We start from the raw sequence: 19,961 nt of genomic DNA on the forward strand, positions 1-19,961 counted from the left end.
GGCGCGCCATGCAGATGATCGCGTCCTGGCCGCCACGAATGGACCTCAAGGACGTCGCCGCTTGGGCACAGCGGGTGGAGCGGCTGGGCTTCGACGTGATCCATGTTCCGGAAACCATTCATGACGCGTTCACCGTGGCAACGCTGGCGCTGACTCATACCCAGCGAATCATCGTCCGCACCAGCATGATCGTGGCCTTTCCGCGCAGTCCGATGCTTACCGCCTACGCCGCATGGGATCTGGCGAAGTATTCCGATGGCCGCTTTGAGCTCGGGATCGCCTCGCAGGTGCGCGGCAACATCGTCGGCCGATTCTCCACCGAGTGGTCGGACCCGGTGTCGCGCCTGGGCGACTACGTGAATTCGCTACGCGCGATTTTCGATTCGTTCCAGACCGGCGCGCCCCTGCATCACAGCGGACCGCACTACCGATTCGAGCGGCTGCAGCCCTACTTCAACCCGGGCCCGATAGCTCATCGGGCGCCGCGGATCTGGACCGGTGGGGTGAACCGGCGCATGTGCAACCTGGCCGGCGAGTTGTCGGACGGCTTCGTGTGTCACCCCACCAACTCACACCCGCGCGTGCTGCGGGCGAGCACGCTTCCCGCTCTGGCGCAGGGGGCCGCGACCGCCCAGCGAGCCGACGGCGGTCCCGCCGTGGTGACCAATCCCCAGCCCATGATGGCCGCGACCCACGATGGCGTCGAACGCCTCCGCGAGCCCCGTCGCGCCGAGTTGGCGTTCCTGTACAGCACCCCCGCGTATCGCCGACAGCTGGAGTACTTCGGCCTCGAAGATGTCGGGCTGGCCCTCTCCGAGATGGCCCATCGGGCGGACTGGACGGATCTCGCCGGCCACCTCACCGACGAAGTAATGGATCTCGTTGTGCCCCAGGGCAGCTACCCGGAGATCCCCCATATCCTGGCCGAGTGGTATTCGGGCGTGTGCTCGGGGATCAGCTTGTCGGTTCCGGGCGATGCCGAGGACGACGCCAGCCTCGCTGAGCTCGTCGGACGGTGCAAGCACATCGAGCCCGCGGCCGCACTGGCGCCACCGGAGGTGGACGAATCGGCGGAATCCCGACCAATATGAACCTAGGTTCGGCAACGCAACGAAGCGACGAGGAGAGGCTATGGCTGGGCGGTTGACCGGAAAGGTCGCATTGGTCAGTGGCGGCGCACGCGGCATGGGCGCATCGCATGTTCGGGCGCTGGTGGCCGAAGGCGCTCACGTGGTCCTCGGCGACATCCTCGACGACGAGGGCAGGGCCGTCGCCGCCGAACTGGGCGACGCGGCCCGCTACGTCCACCTCGACGTCACCCAGCCCGAGCAGTGGACGGCCGCGGTGGACACCGCGGTCAACGAGTTCGGTGGACTGCATGTTCTGGTCAACAACGCCGGCATCCTGAACATCGGGACCATCGAGGACTATGCGCTGTCGGAATGGCAGCGCATAGTCCTCGACATCAACGTCACCGGTGTCTTTTTGGGGATCCGCGCCGCGGTCAAGCCCATGAAGGAGGCCGGCCGCGGATCGATCATCAACATCTCATCGATCGAAGGGCTGGCCGGCACCATCGCCAGCCACGGCTACACGGTCAGCAAGTTCGCTGTGCGCGGGCTGACGAAATCCACCGCACTCGAGTTGGGGCCCAGCGGCATTCGAGTGAACTCGATCCACCCCGGGCTGGTCAAGACGCCAATGACCGAGTGGGTCCCCGAGGACCTGTTCCAGACCGCACTGGGCCGTGCCGCCGAACCCATGGAAGTCTCCAATCTGGTCGTCTACCTGGCCAGCGACGAGTCGCGTTACTCGACTGGCGCGGAATTCGTGGTCGACGGCGGCACCGTGGCCGGCCTCGCGCACAAGGACTTCAGTGCCGTCGATGTCGCGGCTCAGCCGGAGTGGGTGACGTAATCGGCAAGCGAAGGGGCGACCGAGCCCGCCAGGTCGATCATCAGGCAACGCCAACCGAAACGCGGCCCAACACAGGCGCCAAGAAACCGGTGCGCGACCTTGCGGTGGACTACTACCGCGTCTCCGGTGTGGTGCTCATCGTCGCAGGGCATTGGCTGGCCGTATCCGTCACCTATCACGATGGGCGGTTCGGTCGGCAGAACCCACTGGTGGAGTTGCCCTGGACGCAGTGGCTGACCTGGCCATTCCAGGCGGTGCCGGTGTTTTTTCTGGTCGCCGGCTATGCCGGTGCGGTGTCGTGGCGACACCATTACGACGGCGACCGTGCCTCGCGCGAGGCTTGGGTGCGGCATCGGCTGGCCCGAGTGCTCGGCCCCACGGCGGTGTATGTCGGGCTGATCTCGGCAATAGTGGTCGCGCTGCGCGGTTTCGGCGTGCCCGGCTCGGTGCTGGATTATGCGGGTTGGGCGGTGGCGATGCACCTGTGGTTTCTCGCCGTCTATGTGGTGCTCGCGGCCCTCACCCCCATTGCCATTGCCGCACATGATCGCTGGGGCTTGGTCGTACCGCTGGCACTGGCGGCGGCCGTGGTGGCGGTAGACGCGGTTTCCCTGGGGGGCCATCTCCCCCAGCTGGGCTGGCTGAACTACTTGTTCTGCTGGGGCATGCTCTACCAGCTCGGAATCGCTTGGCAAACGGGGCTGTTGACGGGCAGCCGACCCGCGGTGCTAGCTGCCGTGTCAGCGATTGCGCTGACCCTGTTGATTTGGATCGGCCACTATCCGATCAGCATGATCGGCGTTCCCGGCCAAGCCGTACAGAACACCACACCGCCCACGGCTGCCATGCTGGCGTTCGGATGCCTGCAAGCCGGAGTCGCGGTGATGGCCGCGCCTGCGCTCAATCGCGCACTGCGATCCGGACGGGTTCATCGGGTGCTGTCGTTCGCCAACAACAACGTGATGGCGCTCTATCTGTGGCACATGGTGCCGGTCGTGATCGTGGCCGTCGTCGCCTATCCGGCTGGGCTGTTGCCGCAACCGGAGCTCGGAACAACGGCTTGGTGGTTGGCCCGCCTGGAGTGGGAGGTGGTGCTGATGCTGGTCACCGCGGTCGAGATGGTGATGCTGTGGTGGCTTCGGCGCCTCTTCGAGGCTCCGCTGCCCACGGTCGGTGTGGCGCTGCCGGCGCGGTGGGCCGAGTCGGTCATGCTGACCGGCGCCGCCATGTCAGCGTACTTCCTGTGGTTCATCGCCACCGAGGGCTTCGCACCGTCCGGCAGATTTCCATGGGTAGCCGCGATCGTTTTCGCCTTCGGGTTGGCGCTAGTGGCCTGCCGCCCGGCTAGGGCCGAGTGAACTCCCCCACACCGCGACGCCAACACCTGACGGGCGAGGGCCGGCCGCGCACCGAAAAGGACCGGCCGTGCCGGAAACCCGCGACGGCAACCACAGTCACTGATTCGCCCGCCAACCCCACGGCGCACCGATAGCATCCAAGGGCAGGGGGAACGAGGCAAACCAATGTCCAGGTTCGGCAAACATCCCGGGATTGTGGTCGGCGTCGACGGTTCGCCCGGTTCCAAGATCGCGATCCGCTGGGCTGCGCGCGACGCCGAGTTGCGCAACGTTGCACTGACTTTGGCTCATGTGCTGCCCACCACCGCGGGGACCCGGCTGAGTTCCTCGTTAGCTCCGCAACACACCGGCAAACTGCGAGAACGCGGCCAACAACTGCTCGACGAGGCCCTGCAGATCGCCAACGAAAGCTGTCAGCGCGGCCCGAACCAGATCAACCTGGAAATGCCCAGCGGGACGGCGGTGTCTGCGTTGGTCGACATGTCCAAAAACGCCGACTTGCTGGTGGTCGGATACCTCGGTACCGGCACCCTGCGGGGACGCCACCTGGGCTCGGTGAGCGCCGGCCTCATCTATCACTCGCACTGTCCCGTGGTCGTCATCCACGATGACGTCGACTTGAATCCCGACAGGGAGCGGTCCACGGTACTGGTCGGCATCGATGGCTCCCCGACTTCGGAACTGGCGATCGCGCTCGCATTCGACGAGGCCTCACGTCGCAAGGTCGATCTGACCGTGGTGCACACGTGGCAACCGCCGAATGTGTTTGATCCGATCGTCGGCTTTCCCGGTCCGGGCTGGCGGACGCTGCGTTCCCGAGAGGACCAGATCGTGGCCGAGCGACTGGCCGGCTGGACCGAGAGGTACCCCGACGTCGCCGTTCACCGCATCATCGCGCGCAACAACGCCGCACCTGAGCTTGTCGACAGCTCGACGGAAGCCCAGCTGGTGGTGATCGGCAGCCATGGCAGCGGCGGATTTGCCGCAATGCTGTTCGGTTCGGTCAGCGCCGCGGTGGTGCTACTGACCCATGTTCCGGTCATGATTGCGCGACGATCGCCGCCGACGCCCGGCTAACTCTGCCCGTAAAGCGCTGTGCGACAGCGACTCTGACGAGAACCAAGCCACCGGCCAGGCGGCCGGCAAGCCATTCGGGTTGCGCTGGTCATATGGGTAGCCTACCCTAACTTCCAGCGACAGAAAGGCTGGTTGCACGCCCATGCTGCCCATCGATCCACACGCCGATGCCTCCCGACGGGCTTGGCTACCGTGCCCACGCTGCCCGTGGGGCCGCGACACATACCAGGACTGCCGTAGCGGCCGCAACTGCGGCACCCATTGGCAATATCTACTGAGCAATCGCGCGACCGAGTTGCACCTGCAGTGCCCGAGTTGTGCGGCCCTGTGGTCGACGGATACGCGAAATCGTCCGCGGACCCACGCCGTCGGCCAACACTAGGGCTACCTGCGCGAAAAGCGGCAAACACGCCGCCCCAGGGCGGTCATCACGCGGCCGAGTCGGGTTGATCCCAGCCGTCCAGGTCCGGCAGTGGGCGTCGACAGATGGCGCGAGCCTGCTCGGCATCGAGTCCGAATAAGCGCAATAGGTCTTCGGTCACCGCGTCGGCGGCCGCACAGCCGTCCCGTTGCGGGTCGGCCCGCAACAAGGTGCCCAGGCCCAGCAGCGCCCCGCCGGCCATGGCCAGCGCTAGTTCCGGGTCCTCTACCCGAAACCGACCCGCATCGGAAGCGGCCTTGATGTCACGCAGGGCCCGAGGAGCCAGTCCCCGGTCCGAGGACAGCAGGGCCGCGCCATTGGCCAACAGGATCTCGCTCTCTTGCGGGCGGCGCCGGAAGAGTCTGCCAGTCAGCCGAAAACTGGCAGCAAACGTTTCGGCGGGGTCTTCGATCGACGCGGTACACCGGTCCAGCAGCGCCCCGTGTGCGTCCAGCACATCGGCGACAGCGGCCTCGAACAACTGCTCCTTGCTATCGAAGTGGTTGTAGAACGAGCCCATGCCGACGTCGGCAGCTTGGGTGATTTCCAGCACCGGCACATTGAGTTTGCCTTCGGCGATCAATCGTTGCGCAGCCCTGAGAAGGGCCGTGCGGGTGCGCCGCTTACGCCGCTCCGAGCGGTTCGCCTGGGCGGGCGCGCCCCGATCCGATGTCGTCACCAAAGCAGTATGCATCACTTGTGATGATTTCGTCAGAAATGTTGACCGAGTGGCGCCTCGTATGTGACGATTTCGTCAGTTAGTGACCAAGGAAGTGGCGGTGGACGCGATGGTCGACATCGGCGGTGACCTGAAGAAGGGCGTACATCAGGACATGCACAGCGAACAGGGCGCCCGGCCTGACGAACACCCCGGCAGGTCCGGTAATCCGATCATCAAAGTTGTCGACCTGGCGTGGCTCGAGTTCGAGAAGCCGGATCTGGTTCGTACCGAGGCGTTCGCGCGCGCCTTCGGCCTACAGGCCGCATGGCGCAGCCCCGACGAGCTTCGGTTGCGTGGCACCGATGCGGGCGCGGCCTGTGTGATCGTGCGCCGTGCGCCACGGACCCGATTCGCCGGCGTGGCCTACCGGGCCTGCGATGAGGTCGACGTCCTGCGTCTTGCCGATAAATGTGGGGCAACCGCACGACCGCTGCCGGAGACCATCGGCGGGCTTACGGTCGATCTGGTCGACCCCAGTGGAATGGCGGTACGCGTGGTTGCGGGCATGGATGAACTGCCCACGCTTCCAACGCAGCAACCAAGCGTTCTGAATTTCGGACATGATCTGTCACGCGCCAACCTTCCCCAGCGCCCCCCGCGGGTACCCGCCCGGATACAGCGGCTAGGCCATGTGGTGGTGCAGTCCACCAGGTACGCCGAAGCGCTGAACTGGTACCTGGACCACTTGGGGATGATCGTCAGCGACTTCCAGTTCTTCCCCGGTCAGCGCGACCGCGGCCCCACCATGAGCTTCATCCGCTGCGATCGCGGCTCGACACCGGCAGATCACCACACCTTGGCGATGGCACTGGGTCCGGCCAACCGCTACCTGCACTCGGCCTATCAGGTAAGTGACCTCGACGCCCTCGCCGCCGGTGGCGAATACCTCAAGGAGCGCGGCTACTTTCGCTCGTGGGGCATCGGCAGACATATTCAAGGCAGTCAGATCTTCGACTACTGGCGCGATCCCGACGGCTTCCTTGTCGAACACTTCACCGATGGCGACATGTTCGACAACAGCCTCGAACCCGGCTGGGCCCCGTTGACCGCTTCAGGCATGGCCCAGTGGGGGCCGCCGGCGACCAAAGACTTTCTCGGAACCGGCCCGAAATCCGCTCGCCACGAGCTAGTTTCGATGATCACCGCATTGCGGGCAACCAATGAGTTCGACTTCAACCGCCTCATCGGCCTACTGAAAGTTCCCTCCCTATGACCATATCCGTACTGCACACCGCCGACGGCTGGTGGGTAAAGACCGCGAGTGGAGCCGCGCAGGTGGCCACCGCCGCGGTTACCACCGCCGAGTTGCTTACCGACCGGGCCGCGATCGACCTGGCTGCAAACAGCGGCGACCGTACACCCATCGACGGCCTCCAGCTGATCTCACCGGTGACCCGACCCTGCCGGGTCGTGGCTCAGATGACCAATTTCGAATCGCACGTCAAGGATGCGGGGATGGACCCGACCGCGGTTCCGTTGACCTTCTTCCGCAAAGCGTCGGCATCGATCACCGGCCCGTTTGACGACATCGTCAAGCCCGCACACGTCCAACTCCTCGACTATGAGGTGGAGATAGGGCTGGTGATCGGTCGGGCAATTCCCTTGGGAACCAATCTCTCCGATGCGAATCTGGCCGACTTCATCGCCGGCTTGGTCGTCGCCAACGATGTGTCGGCACGCGACATTCAGCTTCCGCAGACACAATTCTATGAAGCCAAGTCCTACCCGACCTTCACACCAATCGGACCGCAGCTTGTGTTGCTCGACGCCGACGAACTCCGGCGCTTCGGCGAGCTGCGACTGCGACTGCGACTGCGACTGCGACTGCGACTGCGACTGCGACTGCGACTGCGACTGCGACTGCGACTGAATGGTGACGAGCGACAGAACAGCCTTGTCGAGGGCGACATGCTGTACCGGCCCCTGCAGGCCCTGCAATCACTCAACCAGTTTCAGGAACTCGCGCCCAGCGACTTGGTGCTCACCGGCACGCCGGTGGGCACCGCACTCAGCGCGCCGCCCAAGCCGGTCGAGATCATCGGAAACCTGTTGCCGCCGGCCCTCAAATGGAAAGCGTTCTTCAAGCGTCAGGCCAGCAACCCGAAATACGTTCAAGACGGTGACATCGTCGAAGCCTCGGTGCGCACCGACGATGGTCTCATCGACCTCGGAACCCAACACACCGCTGTGCGATACGCGTGAGTGACAAGCCATTCCAGACGATCCGGCAGGTACCTGTCGTCATCGTCGGCGCCGGGCCAACCGGCATCACCGCCGCGACCTTACTGGCCCAATACGGCGTCGAATCCATGGTTCTGGAACGTTGGACCGACGTGTACCCACAGCCCCGGGCCGTACACCTCGACGACGAAATCTACCGGGTGATCGCTCGTCTGGGCATCGCCGACGAATTTGCGGCAATCTCTCGGCCGACGCAGGGTTTGCGGCTGCTCGACAACCGATTCAACGTGCTCACCGAATTCCATCGCAACCCCGCACGCAGCCTCCATGGCTTCCCGCAAGCCAACATGTTCGACCAGCCGGAGTTGGAGACCTTGCTGCGGGCAAACCTCAAGCGCTACGCACACGCGCAATTGCGTGGCGGCGCGGAGGTCATCGAGATCTGCGATACCAACGAACTGCTGCGCGTTACGTTTACCGATCGATCCGACGGCAGGGTCCACCATGTCGACGCCGAATACGTACTGGGCTGCGACGGCGCCAACAGCATGGTCCGCAGCCACATCGGATCCACGATGGCGGATCTGAACTTCCAGCAACGCTGGCTGGTCGTGGATGTGGCCACCGAGTGCGACCTGGCGCAGTGGGACGGCGTGTACCAAGTGTGCGATCCGTTTCGCGCCGCCACCTACATGCGCATCGGGCAATCTCGCTATCGGTGGGAGTTTCAGCTACGCCCGGGTGAACGTACCGAGGATTTCAACTCGATAAGCGCGTTGCGTCCGCTGATCGCACCGTGGACTACCGACATCGCGGAGGGAGACCTCACCCTGTTGCGCGTCGCCGAATACACGTTCCGCGCTCAAATCGCCGACCAGTGGCGCCGCGGCAAAATCTTCATCCTGGGGGACGCAGCGCACCTCACTCCCCCGTTCATCGGCCAGGGCATCGGAGCCGGACTGCGCGACGCGATGAACCTCAGTTGGAAGATTGCCGCCGTCCGATGCGGCACTCTGACCGCAGATGCCCTTGACACCTACCAGCAGGAACGCAAACCGCACACCCGCCAGCTGATCCGACTGGCGCTGGCCATCGGTCAGTTCATGACCGGCGGCGGCCGGTTGGGCAACGTTGTTCGCCGCGCCCTACTACCCCGAGTCCGTTTCGTTCCCGGCCTGCGCGACAAGATCAGCGACTCGACCACGCCCGCACTGCATGCTTCGGCGTTGGTGCACAAGACACATCGGCTCGGCCGATCACGACAGCTCGCCGGCTCGCTATGCCCTAATCCACTACTGCCCGAAGGCCAACGACTCGACGCTGTGATCGGGACGCGGTTTGCCGTCATCACCTCGACGTCACTGGGCGAGGCCCAGAAACTGCTCTTGCGCCGGCGCGATGTGTTGGTGGTGGTCACCCCGCCCGCGAGTAGCCTTGCCGATTGGCTGCGCCGCGGCGGAGTCAAGGCGGTGCTGGTGCGGCCGGACCGGACGGTGATGCGGGCAGCACGTGACACGGTCGCCCCGTGCTCATGGGCCGACCGGGCGCTGCAAGCCAGTTAGTGCCGATGTCCACCGCCGGACCCGCGCTGTTAGGCACGAGCCGCGGCTGACCTAGCCTGGTCGGATGAATGCGCCCAACGAGTTTTTGCTGTGGCCGTGTCGTGGGCAGGCTGAATGGCCTGCGCTGGTGCAAATCTGGCGCGGCGCGGTCGAGGCGACTCACCACTTCTTGACCGCCGACGATATCGACTTCTACGAGACGAAGCTGGCCAATGAGTACCTGGGACTGGTTGCGCTGACGGTCGCGGTCGCCGAGAATTTACCGGTGGGGTTCTCCGGAATCGCCGACGGGAAGTTGGAAATGCTGTTTATTGATCAGCAGTTTCGCGGACGCGGCGCCGGTTCTGCCTTGCTGCGCGCTGCGTTGGCCGCAATTCCGGACCTGTTGGTCGATGTGAACGAGCAGAATCCGCAAGCCGTCGGCTTCTATCATCGCCACGGTTTCGTGACGTTCGGGCGCTCGGAAACCGATGGCGACGGGCGGCCGTTTCCGCTCCTGCATCTGCGGCGCGGGTCGGCTCCACCGCGCCCCAGCTGACCGCGGCCCAACCAGCCGCGGGTGACTGCCTGGGCCGCTCGAGGTGACTCAGGCCACACGTTTGAGCCTGATGCCTTCTGGAAACCCCTCTTCGTGCAGGGGAATTCCGGATCCAGACGTGAAGAAGACGCGCTAGTGCTCCGGACTCTGCTGGCTGAGCGCACCGATCGAACTGCGCGGTAGCCGTTTGACAACAAGCATCAAGGAGGAATCCATGGCGGACAAGAGTGGCCCCCAAGAAGCTGTCGAGGGCGTCGTTGAAGGCGCCAAGGGCAAGGCAAAGGAAGTCTTTGGAGCCGTGACCGGTCGCGATGACGTCAAGCGCGAGGGTCAGGCCCAGCAGGACAAGGCCGACGCTCAGCGTGACGCGGCCAAGAAGGAAGCCGAGGCAGAAGCTGCTCGCCGCGGCGCCGACGTCGCCGAAGAGCGCCAGAAGGCCAATCAGTAGTCAGCACCCTCCGATGGGCTCAGTCCGAATGGCGGACTGGGCCCATCGGCTTGCAAACGGGTCACGGTACCGGCCCCACAGCGCGCGAGTCTAGGTAATGGACTGCAGCTAAACGGTTTTCGACCGCATTGCGCGGACCTGTCAAGAAGTGTCGCCGCCCTCACCGTTCTCGGCGGACCGCCCATGGTTCATCAATCTCACGGCCGCCCTCGCGGCATCGCGCAGGGAGCGATTGCTGGCCAGCAGGTCGCAATTCGCCGCAGCCAGAGCGGCATTGTCGTCTTCGAGGTTGAGAATGCGTGAGATTCCGGCCAGATTGATGCCGGCCTCGATGAGGACGCTGACGCGCTGCAGCCGGACCAGATCATCGGCACTGTAACGGCGGGTACCACCTTCGCTACGCGCGGGGGTCACCAGCCCATGGCGCTCATACAGACGAAGCGACTGCACCGCGATACCCGAAAGCTCCGCCGTCACCGAGATGCCGTACACGCCGACATCGGGGGCCGGCCCTCCGGCGTGGCCGAGACGATCGGCCATGGCCACCTCCTCGACTACCCCTCGCGCAGAAAACCTGTCTATCACACTTGCGCTGTGCTACCGATAGTGTTATACATTTATCTATGTCGTCTGACATAGATAAATTGGACTACCAATTACAGGATTGGAGTGAGAGGTGGCCGCAATGTTGATGCGTACCGACCCGTTCCGCGACCTGGACCGCTTCGCCCAGCAAGTGCTTGGCACGTCGGCCCGACCAGCGGTAATGCCGATGGACGCGTGGCGAGAGGGTGACAAATTCGTCGTCGAGTTCGATCTGCCGGGCATAGACGCCGACTCCCTGGACATCGACATCGAACGCAATGTGGTGACCGTTCGCGCCGAACGGCCGGCCGTGGACCCGAATCGAGAGATGCTGGCCAGCGAACGACCCCGTGGAGTATTCAGCCGCCAGCTAGTACTTGGCGAGAACCTCGACACCGCCAGGATCGCGGCCTCCTACACGGAAGGTGTGCTGAAGCTGCAGATCCCGGTGGCCGAAAAGGCCAAGCCGCGTAAGATTTCGATCACCAGAGGTGCTGGCGACAAAACCATCAGCGAAAACGATGCGCATCCTGAGGTGATAGAAGCCTGATCCACTACTGGGCGAAGCGCGGCCGTCCCGCCGGACGCTAAACCTTGCCGGAGTTGACAACAGCCGCGCTTCGCCCAGACACATCCGCAGTTGGACGCCACACAACAGCAGCGCTTAGTCGCCAAATTACTTGCACGCTTTGGGTTTTAGCTGATGACACGGGGCTGTCGGCGTATCGCTTGGCGGCAAGCATCTGGAAGGTATCCGCGAGTACCTGGCCCGCTTCCCTCAATCGGGGGACATCTCTTTCACCCCCATTCATGACTGATCAGCCGACAGACAACGGCGCGCCGCGGCGGCACCATGACAGTGGAGCAGTGACCAAGTCGCGCGCTCTTGGCTGACACCCCCGCAAGCAAGAGGGTTCCAACGTGAACATCGTGACCATCGCCGCCTGCCAGATGATTCGGGCGGTGGGATAAGCGCCATGCCATCGGCACCCCACCAGGGGCGCTACCAGATGCCGCCGTTGCGGCCCAGCGCCTGGCAAATGACAAATGACAAATGACGGCGTCGCGTACGGGGCGGCGTCCTACCACCCGAATTCGGGCTACCCGCATTCGGGCCGGCGCCCGATGAATTCACCGGCGTGGTACGACAACAACCCAGACCTGGCCGTCGAATGCGCCGTCCAGCAGTTACTCGACGCACTGGGCGTGGACGACGGAGAGCACACCGCCGGGACGCCCGCGCGCGTCGCACGAGCGTGGCGAGAGATGTTGTGGGGATATCACGAGGTACCGGAGGACCAGCTCGCTACCGACTTTCCCGCTCCCGATGACCCGGGACTGATCGTCATGCACGGCATTTCGTTCTCCTCCACCTGCGCACACCATCTCTTGCCGTTCACCGGCACCGCCACGATCGCCTACCGCCCGCATCCGGGCCAGCGCATCGTCGGCTTGTCCAAACTGGCCCGGCTGGTGGACGGTTACGCCGCACGGCTGCAGGTACAAGAGCGCATCGGACAGCAAGCGGTGGACGGAATAATGCGCAGGCTCAACCCCTCCGGAGCCATGTGCATCATCACCGCCAGACACGATTGCATGCGACTGCGCGGGGTACGCGATCCGGCCGCCGAAGCGACTACCGAAGCGCGAAAAGGTATTTGGTCAGATCATGAAATGGCGTTGATTCATCGCCTGCACGGCGGAGCCCGCTGAAATCGGCGCCGTCATCGGATGTAGCGAAACCGAATCACGATGACCGCGCCACTATCACCGGCATCCGCACGGCATGCACGACCGCGTTGCTCACCGAGCCGAGCAGCACACCGGTGATGCCGCCACGGCCGTGACTGCCGACAACCACCAGTTGAACGGTTTGCGACATTTCGACCAGCTGATGAGCGGGTTTGTCGCATACGACCACCCGCCGGACGGTCACATCGGGATAGCGTTCCTCCCAGCCTGCCAGCCGCTCAGCGAGGCTCAGCCGGGCTTCGGCTTCCATCGTCGACCAGTTCAGGCCCGGTAGTTCGACCACATCCTGGTCACTCCACGCGTGCACCGCGATCAGCTCGACGCCGCGGCGTGATGCCTCATCGAACGCGACCGCGGTAGCCAGCTCCGAAGCCGGGGAGCCGTCGATCCCCACCAGGACCGGCGCATGCAGCGGATCCGGGATCATCGGATCTTCGTCGCGAATGACCGCCACTGGACAGCTGGCACGTCGCACCAGGCTCGAGCTGACCGAACCCAGTAGCACCCGGGCCAGCGCTCCGTGCCCAGAGCTGCCCACGACCATCAGTTCTGCCTCGGCGGACATCTCGACCATGGTCGGTACCGGCAAGGAGAAGACGATCTCACTTTTGATGGTGAGCTCGCGGTCCCCCGCCACCGACTCCTCGGCGATCTTGACCGCACCGGCAATGACCTTGCGCCCCTCGTCTTCCTGCCACACGGCCCAGGTATCGGGATAAGGCATCGGCGGCCACGTCGCCACATCGGTGTTGACCACGTGGACCACGGTCAGTAGCAGATTCCGCATCGCCGCGTCCCGGGCTGCCCAGCAAACGGCGGCATTCGATGCCGGTGAACCGTCGACTCCAACGACAACGCCGAGACGCTTTCCGAGTGTGGACATGTCCGTGCTCCTCCGATTACAAGCCGCTTGGCGGCATGGCAGCGATCAAAGGTGTGTCGACACCGATGCGCCCCACTGTATCCGCACCGCCCGGCGAGCCGAGCGGTGCGTCGCGGCCCGGCAGGATCTCGCGGAAAAAAGCCGCATTGTCGGCGAGGTGTTGTCGCTGCTCGTCCGGAAGGTCCTCTTCCCAGTAGATCGCGCCCACCCGGCAGGTCGTCTTGCAGGCACCACAATCAACGCACTCATCGGGGTTGATGTACATCGTGCGAGCGCCCTCATAGATGCAATCAACAGGGCATTCCTGAGTACACGACTTTTCGGCGACGTCCACGCATTCTCGGTCGATCACATAGGTCATGGCCACAAGTTACTAAACGCCTGGCGATACCCGCGTCTATCGAAAGGCCTGACGAGCAGGGACCAAAGACCTTTGTCGGGCGGCTGCCACTAGGCGGGACGAACGACGATCACCGGAACTTTCGCCGAGTGGGCCACCGTCGAGCTGACCGAACCCAGGAGCATGCCGGGGAACCCTCCGCGGCCCCGATTTCCCACGATCACCAACTGTGCGTGCTGAGCTTCCTCGAGCAGCCAATGCGCGGGCTTGTCGCAGACCAACGAACGCTTGACGTGCACATCGGGGTACTGCTCCTGCCAGCCCGCCAGGCGCTCAGCCAGGATCTCCTCTCCTTGACTCTCACGCTCGCGCCAATCCATACCGAGGATGGGAAACACGCCAACGTCGCTCCATGCATGCAGGGCTACCAAGTCCACGCCCCGGCGGGACGCCTCTTCGAACGCCATAGCGGTGGCGGCTTCCGCGGCCGGTGATCCATCGATACCCACGACCACGGCCGCGCCTGGGTCCGGAGCCGCGCCGCTATCGGAGTGAACCACCGCGACCGGACAATGGGCATGGTGAAGCAGCGCCGAGCAGACCGAGCCCAACAGCATGCGGCCCAGTGCGCCCATCCCCTGGCTGCCCACTACCACCATCGAGGCCTGCGTTGAGGCTTCGATAAGCGCGGCCACCACATTGGAATAGACGACCTCTGTGCGCACGTCTGGCGACTCCGAATCACCCAGCGCCTCCGAGAGGACCTTACGGGCCCGCTCCATCACGCTGTTGGCTTCGTCCCGCTGCCAATCAGGCATTTCCGCATACAGCTGGCCAACAGGCCAACCGACGACCACGGGGGCCACCCCGTGCATCAAGGTGATGGGTGTGCGATGAAGACCCGCCTCGCGGGCGGCCCAGGCTACCGCGGCATCCGACTGCGCGGAGCCGTCAACAGCGACCAAGATTCCATCTTTCTTTGCACCACTCGACATTCCATACTCCTCGCGTCGGGCCCAGGTACCTGGCGAGCGATAGGCCAACCGGGATCCCGGCACCAGATCGCCCTGGTTTGAGTCCCGACCTGACCGTATACGACAGACCGCGTTGAGCAGCAGAGTCCATGGACCCCACATCGCCGCCCAGGCTGACCCGCGAACACCTCACTGCTCGCTGGCGCGAAACGCGTTGATCGCGTTGATGACCCCCGCGATCTGCTCGTTGCTGAGCTTCTCCCCGTCGAAGGCGACGTTGAGCAGGATCTTCAGATCGAGCATTTGTTGCAGGTAGACCAGACACGGAGGACAGTCCTGCAGGTGTTTTTCCACGATCGCTCCCCACTGCTGCGGATCCGCATCAACCAGGTCATCAACGAGGTGGACGAACTCGACGCAGTCAATCGCAGGAACTGTGTTGTCGTAGACGGTCATCGTTGGTAGCGCTTCTCCAGTTCGGCGCGAAGGTTTCCTCGCCCCCGGTAAAGCAAAGCGCGTTGCGCTTCGGCGGACAGCTCAAGAGTATGGGCTGCCTCCTCGGCAGATATCCCTAACAGATCGCGCAGGATGACCAGTCGTCGCTGGCGTGGTGGCAGCGCATCCAGCGCCGCCCTTACGAAACCGACGGTTTCCTCCGCCACAGTTTGATCTTCTGGGATGAACCGCCTCGACGGCGGCACGCTCCAGTGCCCGGCATCCGGATGGCCGGCGGGATGCATGCGCCCAGAGAGCGGATCGATTTCTTCGGTGGCCAGCACCTCGTGCGCACGGATCCGTGAGTCGCGGCGCCGGTACCGCGATGCGGTGTTCTTAACGATGCCGAATAGCCAGGTTGCCACCGACGATCGCCCCTCGAAGGAGTCCGAAGACTGGATGACCTGCACCCACGCTTCCTGTACCGCTTCTTCGGCTATCGTCGGCGAACTCACCATGGTGCGAGCGAAATTCACCATCTGCCTGTGGTAGTCCCGAACCAAGCTGGCCAGCGGGATGCCGCCGACCATGTGCCCGGATGTGGGCTCGGGGGGTACCGCGGTCGGGGTCATCGTTGACCCACACGGTCACTCAACGGCATCTATCCAGTTCCCAGCGCAGCTGGGCCTCAGATGGCGACTGCACCGGAAGGAAGGCAGCCTCACGGTAGCGGCGGTTCGTCGGCGTCCTACTCGCATAGCCTTTGCCTCCGGCCACTCGTATCTCCAGGTCAGCACTAGCACAGGCGATCTTCGCGGAACTGAGTCGCAGCGAGAGCAACTCGCGCCGGCCCGCAGGCCGCTGTGTGCCGACCGACGCGGCCGCACCGGACAACGTGGACTCGGCCAGGGCAAGCCGTTCCGCGATGAGGTCGAGATCGGGAGCATAGACCGAGTTCACCCCGGCCAGAGCGATCCTGCTCTGCGCCAATGCGGTTCTGGCCAGGCCGATGCACATGGCCGACTGCAGCACCAAGAATGTCGGGCGGACCGCGTCGAGGAATCCCCCGCAGTCGGTGGACAGAACTTGTTCCGACGCGACGTACACATCCTGAAGTTCCAGCTGCGACGACGCCGTGCTGCCCATCGCCAACAGCTCGAAGTGATCCCCGACGGCAACGCCTGGGGTGGCCAACGGCAGAGCCACGATCAGCTTCTCGCCTCGCTCGGTGCGTGCCGCCGTCACCAACACAGAGTCCTGGTAGAGGTTGCTGGCCCACCGGATCGACCCACTGAGCTGGTAGCCGCCCGTGACCGGTCTGGCGGTCAGCTCCAGGTCGCCACAACCGGCCGCCTCTTTGAATGCTGCTGCCATGCCGCTAATCCCCAGTGCAGCGCCGGCTAGCAGGGGGCCGACGACGGCGAGGCTGTATTCCGTTGCGGCGGTGAGCAGGTACTCAACAGCCATGCGACTGGCCCAGACACTAAATCCGGTGCTCATACACTCCCCCGAGATGACGGAGATCGCCTCCGCCATCTGGGGCAGGCACCCGTCGGAGTTACCCGGTGCGCCCAGCCCGAGCACTCCGACAGCGCCAAGGCCCGGAAAGCTCCGACGTGCGGTTCCGTCCCCGCGGTCCAACGCACTGGCATGAGCGCGAATTTCAGCTAGCAGCTCCGAATGCAGCAAATCAGTCGCGGCATCCACGGTTGCGGTCACAGCGGGACCTCCTGTTCAGTGCTGTTGCAGGGGTAGCCGAGAAAAAACCTGCCGCGAAAGATCACCCGATCACCGAGGGGCCCGCGACGATGCTCGACCCGTACGGAGCCGGGGTGGAATAGTTCCGCGGCCGGGCACGACCTGCTCGCGTTATGGCTCATGACGAACCGCCTAGCCGATCTTCAGTGTCGAGTAGACAGTTGCCGGCCGGCGGAAGGTATTCACCACGGGCGACCACGCGATCGCGTTGTCGTGGATCTCGTTGAGCGTCGCTTCGTCGGCATCGCCGGCGAGGCTGACTTTGCACCGTACCGCAGTGAAACCAAGGAGCTTGTCGGCCGGGGTGTCACCTACGCCCCACACGGCGGAGATGTCGATGTCGGCTTCCATCTCGACCTCGATTTTGGTCAAGGCGACGCCACGGTGGGTCGCGTTGGCCAGCCGGCCCACCGAGATACATGACCCCAAGGCGGCCAGCGTGGTCTCGGAGGGGTTTGGTGCCGAGTCATAGCCGAGCAGCGACGGCGGTTCGCCGACGAGCACCGGCGCCAGGTCCCGCACGTAGGTCATGTTGCGAAAGCCGGCTTCACACACTGTCTTGGCCTTGAGCGTCTTCTTACCCGCGCTGGGGTCCGCCTTGGCGCCACAGGACAGCCGGTCGAGCCCCTCGGCGTCGATCGCAAGCACGTCGGTCATTCGGATTCTCCTTCTCGCAAGGCGAATATTTCTGGGTTGCAGCCGTTTAGTGCTTGGCGAGAAGCGAAACGTGACGAAAATGCACTGTGATCTACGTATCCGAACCGCCGATCACATCCCTGAAACATTCCAGACGTTGTCCTGTTCGATGTCGGGCATTGCACCGAGACAGCGCCGTCAAGGCGAGAGAAGCTCTGTTCACCAACAGTTTTGGGAGGGCGTCTCACAACGCAAGTAACCCAAAGGCCAAGCTGAGCCGGTCCCGACAGCACCATCCACAGCGCGCTGGCCGCGAAACCACCGCGCTGGTGATCGATGCTGCCGACCGTCCGGCAATCACTAACTGCTAGAGCATATTCCGACGTACGTGCCGGCCTAGGCCGGCGAACTTTACCGACGAGCGCACTAGGCGCCCCATTTAGCCGCTTCGGCTTGGTCACGAGCGCTCATGGCCAGGGTATTGGATTCATGGGTGCTTGCCATCGACTGATAGGCGCGCACCAAGTCCTCCATGGCCTGATTCCACTGGGTCTGCCAACCCTGGTAGGTCACACCGGTATCGCCCTGCCAGGCATTGGACAGCGCGGCCTGCTCGGCGGCGATATCAGCACCCAGGCCGTGCAGCGAGCCGGCATAGCCCGACATGTCGCCGGCATGAGCCGGCATCGCCGGGTAGTTGTACATGATCTGTGACATATGGATCCTTTCCTCGAGGCAACGTGTTGGGAAACTCAGAAGCCGGGATAGCTCGATGCGGCGGCATCGGTAGCCACATACGTGCCCGCGGCATCCCCGAGGTTTGCCTGCGCCACGTCCAGCAGGGTGTTGACTTTTCCGGCGGCCTCCACAAAGCGGGCATGCGCGGCCTGAAAGGCCGTCGCGGACTCGCCGATGTGGAAGGCCTGCGCCGACAGCGCCGATTGCTCCGCCTGACCGATGGTGTGACGCATCAGCCCGACTTTGCTGGCAAACGCCGACTGCGAGGCCACCAACTGGCCGATGTGGGCATCCAACAGACTCATAAATGTCCTTTCTATCGATATGTTTCGGCGTACTACCTATGACAACGCCAGCTCCACCATCCTGTTCTCGCCCACCGGGGCGAAACAGTTTGTTTGCCAGAGACTGGGCAACAGCGGACTGGCTGCACCGCGCCCGTATTCATCACCGCCGAAGAGCGCCAGCCCGGCCGGTTGCACCACCGCCTTGCTGACAGTAGTTCCGGCAAAGCCCGACGTGCCCGCGTGCTGGCTGCCGGTCTCGAGCGGCATCGGCTCTACGCCGGAAGTGTCGTGTACCGATGAAGGCCGCGCAGCCTGGCCCACCCCCGACACCTCATCCGGCCCGCGCAGCACATCACGGTAAGACCCTTGATCCCCAACGGAAATCGGCACGTCTCCGAGATGCTGGGTGATTGCCAGCGGCAAACTGGCCGACAACGAAGCCCCGGCTCCCACCGCCAGCGAGATGGTGGCCGGCGCCACAGCACCGGCCGCGGCGGCCTGAACCATGGACAGGAGACCGACCGCTAGGGAGGGGTTTTCGTTGAGCAGAGCACCGAACTGCGGCAGAAACTGGTACTGCCAATAGTGGACGTAGTACGCAGCACCGATGTGATGGGCATCAACGGTAACGCAATCCACACCGATGCTCGATTGATCGAACATGGATCCGAAAGCGGTTGAGTAGGAGGCGTCCGAGAGCACGGATGCCGTGTCGATGAAGCTTCCGAATCCGGCGTGTCCCGAGTCGTCGTTGTCAGCAAGCATGTCCAAGTGGCTGACCGCGACGGCTGGCGCGTCGATACCGGGATTCACCAGCACCGGCGCCGGAGCCGCTGGCGGCACTGCCGCCAACGCAGCGGTCGAGCAGGCCTGATACACGCCCATCACGCTAGCGGCCTGAATCCACATCCGCACATAGTCGGCTTCGTTTAGAGCGATGGGAGCCACGTTGACGCCAAAGAAGTTCATTGCGACCAACACCTCGTGCACGGTGTGGTTTTCGGCCAACTCCGTCAACGTTGGCATCTCGGCCAACGCGCCGCTGTATGCCGCTGCGGCGGCCTCAAGAGCTGCGGCAGCTTCGGCACACACCAGGGCCGCCTCGGCCAGCCATGCCTTATACCGAATGTTTTCGGCTACATAGCTTTCCGCGCCTGCGCCTTCCCATTGCCAGCTGACTTCACCAAGCACAAAGCTGATGTCAACCGCCGCCAGCGCGAACTTCTCGCCGAGGCCCGCCCAGGCGGCCGCGGCCGCCTGCAGCGGTCCGAGCCCGGGGCCGCTGCTCAGCAACGCTGAATGCACTTCAGGCGGAGCAGCCATCCAAATGGGCGACGTCATCTCGAGTAG

The 19,961-nt window shown here is 64.1% G+C and carries 23 protein-coding genes; 11 read left to right on the plus strand and 12 right to left on the minus strand.

The annotated features are described in order from the left end of the window. Positions 1 to 8: 8 nt before the first annotated feature. From MPSD_RS15175 to MPSD_RS15190, 4 genes are all read left to right on the plus strand, one after another. Positions 9 to 1,091 (plus strand): LLM class flavin-dependent oxidoreductase, encoded by a 1,083-nt coding sequence (locus MPSD_RS15175; protein ID WP_015355743.1) that lies wholly within the window; start codon positions 9 to 11, stop codon positions 1,089 to 1,091. A 40-nt stretch (positions 1,092 to 1,131) separates the two neighbouring features. Beyond that, positions 1,132 to 1,917 (plus strand): SDR family oxidoreductase, encoded by a 786-nt coding sequence (locus tag MPSD_RS15180; protein ID WP_086085254.1) that lies wholly within the window; start codon positions 1,132 to 1,134, stop codon positions 1,915 to 1,917. 89 nt (positions 1,918 to 2,006) lie between these two features. Next, positions 2,007 to 3,275 (plus strand): acyltransferase family protein, encoded by a 1,269-nt coding sequence (locus MPSD_RS15185; protein ID WP_232022537.1) that lies wholly within the window; start codon positions 2,007 to 2,009, stop codon positions 3,273 to 3,275. A 165-nt stretch (positions 3,276 to 3,440) separates the two neighbouring features. Continuing rightward, positions 3,441 to 4,352: a universal stress protein gene (locus tag MPSD_RS15190; RefSeq protein ID WP_086085255.1), complete on the plus strand. Its 912-nt coding sequence runs from the start codon at positions 3,441 to 3,443 to the stop codon at positions 4,350 to 4,352. Between the two features lie 428 nt (positions 4,353 to 4,780). Here the strand turns inward: MPSD_RS15190 and MPSD_RS15200 are convergent, their stop codons facing one another. Further along, positions 4,781 to 5,467, minus strand: a complete 687-nt coding sequence (locus MPSD_RS15200; protein ID WP_081435712.1) for a TetR/AcrR family transcriptional regulator — start codon at positions 5,465 to 5,467, stop codon at positions 4,781 to 4,783. Positions 5,468 to 5,534: 67 nt separating this feature from the next. On the opposite strand from MPSD_RS15200, the gene MPSD_RS15205 reads away from it, so the two are divergent. The 5 genes from MPSD_RS15205 (at position 5,535) to mbp1 (ending at position 10,223) form a co-directional block, all read left to right on the plus strand. Next, a complete protein-coding gene (locus tag MPSD_RS15205) occupies positions 5,535 to 6,707 on the plus strand; it encodes a VOC family protein (protein WP_020787266.1) in 1,173 nt (390 codons plus the stop codon). Continuing rightward, on the plus strand, positions 6,704 to 7,696 hold the full coding sequence (locus MPSD_RS15210; protein WP_086085256.1) for a fumarylacetoacetate hydrolase family protein: 993 nt from the start codon (positions 6,704 to 6,706) through the stop codon (positions 7,694 to 7,696). Before MPSD_RS15205 ends, MPSD_RS15210 begins: the two co-directional genes overlap by 4 nt. Next, the gene (gene mhpA / locus MPSD_RS15215) at positions 7,693 to 9,237 is read left to right on the plus strand and encodes a bifunctional 3-(3-hydroxy-phenyl)propionate/3-hydroxycinnamic acid hydroxylase MhpA (RefSeq protein ID WP_086085257.1); all 1,545 of its coding nucleotides are present in this window, start codon (positions 7,693 to 7,695) and stop codon (positions 9,235 to 9,237) included. The genes MPSD_RS15210 and mhpA overlap by 4 nt, the downstream gene beginning before the upstream one ends. A 64-nt stretch (positions 9,238 to 9,301) precedes the next feature. Beyond that, positions 9,302 to 9,775: an acetyltransferase gene (locus MPSD_RS15220; protein WP_086085258.1), complete on the plus strand. Its 474-nt coding sequence runs from the start codon at positions 9,302 to 9,304 to the stop codon at positions 9,773 to 9,775. Between the two features lie 214 nt (positions 9,776 to 9,989). Then, positions 9,990 to 10,223, plus strand: a complete 234-nt coding sequence (gene mbp1, locus MPSD_RS15225; RefSeq protein ID WP_012394683.1) for a microaggregate-binding protein 1 — start codon at positions 9,990 to 9,992, stop codon at positions 10,221 to 10,223. Positions 10,224 to 10,364: 141 nt separating this feature from the next. Here the strand turns inward: mbp1 and MPSD_RS15230 are convergent, their stop codons facing one another. Then, positions 10,365 to 10,763 carry a MerR family transcriptional regulator gene (locus MPSD_RS15230; RefSeq protein WP_020787262.1) on the minus strand — a complete coding sequence of 133 codons (399 nt, stop codon included), beginning with the start codon at positions 10,761 to 10,763 and terminating at the stop codon, positions 10,365 to 10,367. A 145-nt stretch (positions 10,764 to 10,908) separates the two neighbouring features. Between MPSD_RS15230 and MPSD_RS15235 the strand changes: the two genes are divergently transcribed. After that, positions 10,909 to 11,358, plus strand: coding sequence for an Hsp20/alpha crystallin family protein (locus MPSD_RS15235; RefSeq protein ID WP_036426536.1), 450 nt, complete (start codon positions 10,909 to 10,911; stop codon positions 11,356 to 11,358). A gap of 497 nt (positions 11,359 to 11,855) precedes the next feature. Then, a complete protein-coding gene (gene folE, locus MPSD_RS15240) occupies positions 11,856 to 12,521 on the plus strand; it encodes a GTP cyclohydrolase I (RefSeq protein ID WP_232022538.1) in 666 nt (221 codons plus the stop codon). Positions 12,522 to 12,555: 34 nt separating this feature from the next. Here folE and MPSD_RS15245 read toward each other — a convergent pair whose 3' ends face one another. From MPSD_RS15245 to MPSD_RS15295, 10 genes are all read right to left on the minus strand, one after another. Next, positions 12,556 to 13,443, minus strand: a complete 888-nt coding sequence (locus MPSD_RS15245) for a universal stress protein (RefSeq protein WP_015355735.1) — start codon at positions 13,441 to 13,443, stop codon at positions 12,556 to 12,558. Between the two features lie 16 nt (positions 13,444 to 13,459). Continuing rightward, positions 13,460 to 13,804, minus strand: coding sequence for a ferredoxin (gene fdxA / locus MPSD_RS15250; RefSeq protein ID WP_086085268.1), 345 nt, complete (start codon positions 13,802 to 13,804; stop codon positions 13,460 to 13,462). Between the two features lie 89 nt (positions 13,805 to 13,893). Next, entirely contained in the window at positions 13,894 to 14,778 is an 885-nt protein-coding gene (locus tag MPSD_RS15255) for a universal stress protein (RefSeq protein ID WP_020787259.1), read from the minus strand. Positions 14,779 to 14,946: 168 nt separating this feature from the next. Next, the gene (locus MPSD_RS15260) at positions 14,947 to 15,213 is read right to left on the minus strand and encodes an anti-sigma factor (RefSeq protein WP_015355734.1); all 267 of its coding nucleotides are present in this window, start codon (positions 15,211 to 15,213) and stop codon (positions 14,947 to 14,949) included. Beyond that, positions 15,210 to 15,824 carry an RNA polymerase sigma factor gene (locus MPSD_RS15265; protein ID WP_086085259.1) on the minus strand — a complete coding sequence of 205 codons (615 nt, stop codon included), beginning with the start codon at positions 15,822 to 15,824 and terminating at the stop codon, positions 15,210 to 15,212. The genes MPSD_RS15260 and MPSD_RS15265 overlap by 4 nt, the downstream gene beginning before the upstream one ends. A gap of 19 nt (positions 15,825 to 15,843) precedes the next feature. After that, positions 15,844 to 16,911: an acyl-CoA dehydrogenase family protein gene (locus tag MPSD_RS15270; RefSeq protein ID WP_020787258.1), complete on the minus strand. Its 1,068-nt coding sequence runs from the start codon at positions 16,909 to 16,911 to the stop codon at positions 15,844 to 15,846. A 171-nt stretch (positions 16,912 to 17,082) separates the two neighbouring features. Beyond that, on the minus strand, positions 17,083 to 17,607 hold the full coding sequence (locus tag MPSD_RS15275) for an OsmC family protein (RefSeq protein WP_020787257.1): 525 nt from the start codon (positions 17,605 to 17,607) through the stop codon (positions 17,083 to 17,085). 405 nt (positions 17,608 to 18,012) lie between these two features. After that, entirely contained in the window at positions 18,013 to 18,303 is a 291-nt protein-coding gene (locus tag MPSD_RS15285) for a WXG100 family type VII secretion target (protein ID WP_015355730.1), read from the minus strand. 35 nt (positions 18,304 to 18,338) lie between these two features. Continuing rightward, positions 18,339 to 18,629, minus strand: a complete 291-nt coding sequence (locus tag MPSD_RS15290) for a WXG100 family type VII secretion target (protein ID WP_086085260.1) — start codon at positions 18,627 to 18,629, stop codon at positions 18,339 to 18,341. A gap of 36 nt (positions 18,630 to 18,665) precedes the next feature. Continuing rightward, a complete protein-coding gene (locus MPSD_RS15295; protein ID WP_020787255.1) occupies positions 18,666 to 19,952 on the minus strand; it encodes a PPE family protein in 1,287 nt (428 codons plus the stop codon). Between the last annotated feature and the right edge of the window lie 9 nt (positions 19,953 to 19,961).

The organism is Mycobacterium pseudoshottsii JCM 15466 (assembly GCF_003584745.1).
GTDB classification, from domain to species: domain Bacteria; phylum Actinomycetota; class Actinomycetes; order Mycobacteriales; family Mycobacteriaceae; genus Mycobacterium; species Mycobacterium marinum.

Excerpts from the sequence above, each read along its gene's own strand:
- MPSD_RS15175 (WP_015355743.1), top strand. The coding sequence starts at position 9 with ATGCAGATGATCGCGTCCTGGCCGCCACGAATGGACCTCAAGGACGTC.
- MPSD_RS15180 (WP_086085254.1), top strand. The coding sequence starts at position 1,132 with ATGGCTGGGCGGTTGACCGGAAAGGTCGCATTGGTCAGTGGCGGCGCA.
- MPSD_RS15190 (WP_086085255.1), top strand. The coding sequence starts at position 3,441 with ATGTCCAGGTTCGGCAAACATCCCGGGATTGTGGTCGGCGTCGACGGT.
- MPSD_RS15200 (WP_081435712.1), bottom strand. The coding sequence starts at position 5,467 with ATGCATACTGCTTTGGTGACGACATCGGATCGGGGCGCGCCCGCCCAG.
- MPSD_RS15210 (WP_086085256.1), top strand. The coding sequence starts at position 6,704 with ATGACCATATCCGTACTGCACACCGCCGACGGCTGGTGGGTAAAGACC.
- MPSD_RS15220 (WP_086085258.1), top strand. The coding sequence starts at position 9,302 with ATGAATGCGCCCAACGAGTTTTTGCTGTGGCCGTGTCGTGGGCAGGCT.
- mbp1 (WP_012394683.1), top strand. The coding sequence starts at position 9,990 with ATGGCGGACAAGAGTGGCCCCCAAGAAGCTGTCGAGGGCGTCGTTGAA.
- MPSD_RS15230 (WP_020787262.1), bottom strand. The coding sequence starts at position 10,763 with ATGGCCGATCGTCTCGGCCACGCCGGAGGGCCGGCCCCCGATGTCGGC.
- MPSD_RS15235 (WP_036426536.1), top strand. The coding sequence starts at position 10,909 with ATGTTGATGCGTACCGACCCGTTCCGCGACCTGGACCGCTTCGCCCAG.
- folE (WP_232022538.1), top strand. The coding sequence starts at position 11,856 with ATGACAAATGACGGCGTCGCGTACGGGGCGGCGTCCTACCACCCGAAT.
- MPSD_RS15245 (WP_015355735.1), bottom strand. The coding sequence starts at position 13,443 with ATGTCCACACTCGGAAAGCGTCTCGGCGTTGTCGTTGGAGTCGACGGT.
- fdxA (WP_086085268.1), bottom strand. The coding sequence starts at position 13,804 with ATGACCTATGTGATCGACCGAGAATGCGTGGACGTCGCCGAAAAGTCG.
- MPSD_RS15255 (WP_020787259.1), bottom strand. The coding sequence starts at position 14,778 with ATGTCGAGTGGTGCAAAGAAAGATGGAATCTTGGTCGCTGTTGACGGC.
- MPSD_RS15260 (WP_015355734.1), bottom strand. The coding sequence starts at position 15,213 with ATGACCGTCTACGACAACACAGTTCCTGCGATTGACTGCGTCGAGTTC.
- MPSD_RS15265 (WP_086085259.1), bottom strand. The coding sequence starts at position 15,824 with ATGACCCCGACCGCGGTACCCCCCGAGCCCACATCCGGGCACATGGTC.
- MPSD_RS15275 (WP_020787257.1), bottom strand. The coding sequence starts at position 17,607 with ATGACCGACGTGCTTGCGATCGACGCCGAGGGGCTCGACCGGCTGTCC.
- MPSD_RS15285 (WP_015355730.1), bottom strand. The coding sequence starts at position 18,303 with ATGTCACAGATCATGTACAACTACCCGGCGATGCCGGCTCATGCCGGC.
- MPSD_RS15290 (WP_086085260.1), bottom strand. The coding sequence starts at position 18,629 with ATGAGTCTGTTGGATGCCCACATCGGCCAGTTGGTGGCCTCGCAGTCG.
- MPSD_RS15295 (WP_020787255.1), bottom strand. The coding sequence starts at position 19,952 with ATGACGTCGCCCATTTGGATGGCTGCTCCGCCTGAAGTGCATTCAGCG.